At 46.0% G+C, this 2,844-nt stretch carries 5 protein-coding genes and 1 pseudogene; 1 reads left to right on the top strand and 5 read right to left on the bottom strand.

All coding sequences use genetic code 11. The annotated features are described in order from the left end of the window. The 5 genes and pseudogenes from MYY08_RS18025 to MYY08_RS18045 all read right to left on the bottom strand — a co-directional run. Positions 1-235 (bottom strand): contact-dependent growth inhibition system immunity protein (locus MYY08_RS18025; RefSeq protein WP_288015246.1); only part of this gene is annotated, 235 nt, incomplete at its 3' end. A gap of 7 nt (positions 236-242) precedes the next feature. After that, positions 243-1,067, bottom strand: a complete 825-nt coding sequence (locus tag MYY08_RS18030; RefSeq protein ID WP_288015248.1) for an RNase A-like domain-containing protein — start codon at positions 1,065-1,067, stop codon at positions 243-245. 91 nt (positions 1,068-1,158) lie between these two features. Next, a pseudogene (locus MYY08_RS18035) lies at positions 1,159-1,467 on the bottom strand (transposase); the annotation flags it as partial. 134 nt (positions 1,468-1,601) lie between these two features. Next, positions 1,602-1,925 carry a helix-turn-helix domain-containing protein gene (locus tag MYY08_RS18040; RefSeq protein ID WP_288015251.1) on the bottom strand — a complete coding sequence of 108 codons (324 nt, stop codon included), beginning with the start codon at positions 1,923-1,925 and terminating at the stop codon, positions 1,602-1,604. Continuing rightward, entirely contained in the window at positions 1,909-2,217 is a 309-nt protein-coding gene (locus MYY08_RS18045; RefSeq protein ID WP_288015256.1) for a type II toxin-antitoxin system RelE/ParE family toxin, read from the bottom strand. Before MYY08_RS18045 ends, MYY08_RS18040 begins: the two co-directional genes overlap by 17 nt. A 211-nt stretch (positions 2,218-2,428) precedes the next feature. Between MYY08_RS18045 and MYY08_RS18050 the strand changes: the two genes are divergently transcribed. Then, positions 2,429-2,749, top strand: a complete 321-nt coding sequence (locus MYY08_RS18050; protein WP_288015253.1) for a hypothetical protein — start codon at positions 2,429-2,431, stop codon at positions 2,747-2,749. Positions 2,750-2,844 lie beyond the last annotated feature (95 nt).

Consider the following 2,844-nt stretch of genomic DNA (forward strand, 5'->3'; position numbering starts at 1 on the left):
GCTCCGGTGAAAAATCGTAGCCATATCGGTTTTTAAACTCCTCATCCAGATGCTCTTTGTAGTTGTCTATAAAATCATCGACTTCTTCTATCAGCTCTTTCAACATCCATTCCGGCGCAGCTTTTATGAACAATCCAATAATGCCTTCAACCGTGTCCTCATCATCATTAATGATGTCGTGATCCTGATTAAAATAGCCCTGAATCAACTGATCAAGGTGATAAAAAGTTTGCATAACTCACCTATGGGGTCGGGAAGGCGGTAAGAATATAATAAGGTTTCCCGTTATATTCCTGAATATCAATAACAATACGCACAGCGTACATGTTTATTCGCTGGGTATTTCCACGGGCATATCCATATCCTATTTCACGTCCGGCAGGATAGTTGATAGTAAGACGTACACCTCGCTTACCGCCAGCTAATGCAGATTTGATACCATCCCGGTTAATATAAAGCGCCCGTGAAATAACGCTCTCAGCAACATTCAGATTTTTAAATGTTGACGACATCATGAGCCGCTTATTTTGTTCAAATCGAGCCAACAGTTCACTGTCTGTTTTGCCTACATGATTTGCCAGAGTATGACCGCCCGGTTTTAATCCGATTAAGGATTCATGCTCGATCAGCCTGACACGGCCAGCTTTGACAGCTGCGACTCTTGCTGCGCCAATAGCTATTGCAAATCCAATCGGAACAGCAATATCAGCCGTCATACCTATTTTTAATGCTGTATCTTCATCAGCCCCTGGCTGTCGGGCTGCGCTCACTGCTAACTGATACGTAGCTGAATGCGTATCCCTACCGGATATCATCTGCTGAGCCGCGGCATGTACGCTATCCAGGCTATGAGCGCCAAGGACCATACATCCTGCTTTAGTCAGACCAGTTGGCTCTGGCGCTATACATAACGTTGCTGCTCCGGCCATTTCAACGCCGCCAAGCAAAACGCCTAATCCACCAAGCAGTCTGTTACTGATAGTCTCGGCTTCCGTTACTGTCTTGTCTGAAAGTACGGCCGCCAGCTGTACAGGCGACATTACAATTCTCATTCCATCATCATCCATAATGACTTTCCTCAGATTGTTAGGTGCTGAAACTTCCTTTAAAACGGAATGAAAAGGATTTTAGCTAAAACATTTTGCATCTACACTCTTAATCCACGGCCTCTTTAAGGATCTCGGCTTCCATCGTCTTTTTGCCCAGAAGTCGCTGGAGCTCGCGGATTTGCTTATTGGCGGCAGCGAGCTCGGAGGCCGGCACCACTTCCTCGCCCGATGCAACAGCCGTCAGCGAACCGTCTTCATATTGCTTGCGCCATTTGAATATCTGGTTTGCATTGATGCCATGCAGGCGCGCGACATGAGACACGGTCGTACCGGGTTCCATAGTTTGCTGAATAATGGCAATTTTTTCCTGCGGTGTACGACGCCGACGCCGCTCAGGTCCTGATAACACTTCAACCATCTTATTATTCTGACTGGTGTTAAACATAGTTCCAACACTACCTCTTATTTTAAGAGAGGCGAAGTGTCTGGTGATCTATGGGGCTAATCTAGACATATAGACCCCTTTTAGAAGCAATCCAACGTATAACTAACTCAAACCAACACCTTCAATCCATGCTTCTGCACCACGGTAAGCAGTTTCAGCGCCAGCCCACCAGGGCGCTTCGCTCCACTTTCCCATTTTTGCACTGTCGAAACGCTGGTATTCAGGTAGCTGGCAAAAACGGGCTGGCTGACGTTTAGCTTCTCGCGCAGCGCCTTAATCTCAATGGGTTGAAGCTCATCTACATTGTTGAGGCACGCTTTATCAAAGTTGCGCATTGTTTCCTGCGGGATAGCATCGACGCTGAATAATCCAGAAGCCGCGCTGTGGATGGCCTCAAATGCAGGACTCTTGAATTTACTTTTTGCAGTCATGGCAAATCTCCACCAGTTCTTTACTCTTAATTAGTGCCGTAATCTTTTCATCAGCAAGGGCAGCGTAGTGCTTTGCTAACTCGCGGAATCCAGCCAGTTCGCGATTATCAATGTTTGCCATATTCTGCTTGGCATACAGAAACGTATAAAACCAGTGTTCTCCACCTTTCGCCAGGATAATGGCGCGATCGCGATTCTGGTTCAGCCGTTTCTTGTATACTCCCCCGCCGAGGTCGTCAGCCTTACCTTGCATCGCCGCCTCAATAGTCTGATATAACTCACTATCTTTAATTGCGTGCGATTTAGCCGCCTTGCTGAATCATTTAGTTTTAAATACGCGCATCAGGCTGACATCCTGTTACCTTGACTATAGCACCTGGTGCTAGGTTGCTCCTTTTACTCACTGATGCAAAGTGCCTGAAACCAAGAAACTTTGTCGTATTTTTAGCCGCATGTATCTGCTGTCAACGGACAGCCACCATTGTTTCCAGGATCAGGATGGTATGAGTGACCTGTTAGAAACGCCTTCGGATGGTCACAAGCCAAAGTCATTAGGAATGGAATGTGTTCTGAAACTGCCGCCTTCAGACAACCACAAAGTAAGATGTCGAAACCTGAAAAACAACGCTGGTACTGCTGCTCGTACTCTGTATAAAAGATGTCGACATTGCGTGCAGTGTTTTGGCTGGCTGACAGAAAAAAGAGTGGATAGAGCAGAAAATCAGGAATACATCGAACACAGGAAAAGATCATTACTTAACAGGTATGTATGGATGAAAGCGGAAGAATATGGATACAAAAAAAGCCGCCCTTGGGCGACTTGATTGCATCACTTGGTGCGAAGGCCGGACTCGCACATTACATTCAACCTCATGATTTAAAATAGTTAATAAAGAACACTTTCAATTTATACCAACAC

The sequence above is a fragment of the Mixta sp. genome, from assembly GCF_024610815.1.
In the GTDB taxonomy this organism is placed as follows: domain Bacteria; phylum Pseudomonadota; class Gammaproteobacteria; order Enterobacterales; family Enterobacteriaceae; genus Mixta; species Mixta calida.

Coding starts and splice junctions, on each gene's coding strand:
- MYY08_RS18030 (WP_288015248.1), bottom strand. CDS start 1,067: ATGGATGATGATGGAATGAGAATTGTAATGTCGCCTGTACAGCTGGCG.
- MYY08_RS18040 (WP_288015251.1), bottom strand. CDS start 1,925: ATGACTGCAAAAAGTAAATTCAAGAGTCCTGCATTTGAGGCCATCCAC.
- MYY08_RS18050 (WP_288015253.1), top strand. CDS start 2,429: ATGAGTGACCTGTTAGAAACGCCTTCGGATGGTCACAAGCCAAAGTCA.